General features: G+C 39.5%; 1 protein-coding gene. It reads right to left on the bottom strand.

Translation table 11 applies throughout. The annotated features are described in order from the left end of the window. On the bottom strand, positions 1-992 hold a 992-nt coding region (locus AC6CH4_RS25885; RefSeq protein WP_498108205.1), incomplete at both ends, for an FG-GAP repeat domain-containing protein.

The following is a 992-nucleotide window of genomic DNA, read 5'->3' as shown; positions in this document are numbered from 1 at the left end:
AGGCTATAGGTTCCCCCAGGCCAGCCTACAATACCATAGAACCCAACTGCATTGGTATTGTAAGGGATTCCTATAGAAGTTTTTAATTTTTTAAACGCAATGCCTGTTGAAATAAAAAAATTCCAGCTGTCTTGTTCAGCTACTGCCGGGATGGCAAAATCATTTTTCCCATCCCCGTTATAATCCCCCAAAAGAATTGGTTTGTCCAAAACAATTCCAGGATCTTCTAATGCGAATAACAGCACTATTTGTTTATTCTCATTTAGGCAATATACTTTAACCCAGCCTTTTGAAAAATGCAGGATATCTGTTTTTCCATCACTGTTTACATCTCCGGTAATCACTTTATCATCCCGGTTTATGTTATCTAATAAATCACCGGCATAATTCATGAAATCTGTTGTTTTTCTTCTGTCCAGATCTATGAAATAGGTTTTCTTTGAAAATACTATAGATTCTTCCTGGGTAACATATGGATAGTTACTGCTGACTTTACAGCCCGAGCCAACACTTGTAAAAATATCCAGCGCCAGGACATCGGTGAGTCCGTCGCCATTAAAATCGCCGCTGACATATCTTTTATTCATTGCCTTTGCAGTAGCGGAGGTTCCACAATTCACCGATGGCACCGTTGGAAAATCAACCGACTTTTCATACTGCATGTAAATAGGAAAAACACTTCCGATGCAATAGGTCGTAAACTTCACAGCTGCAGTTCCTTTTATGACCGTCCACCCTTGCTGTGGTACTAATTTATTATCTGAGCTCAAAAAAGAAACCGGGAAAATATCTTCAAAAGCGCCTACAGTATGTTCATCACCGAGTTTGGTGGAACTGTCATGAAGATCGGTGTAAATCCAGTATTTCTTTTTGGCATCAACACCTGTGATCGGATATAGAATCAGGTCTGTTTTTCCATCGGCATCAAAGTCCCCCGAAACAGTCTGGGTATTGGTAAAATCAATATTGGATAAATTTAAGGTTACCGGATT

This window comes from Flavobacterium sp. GQ95 (genome assembly GCF_059758655.1).
Note: the sequence above shows the minus strand (reverse complement) of the source record. Positions and strands in the feature narration are given on the sequence as shown.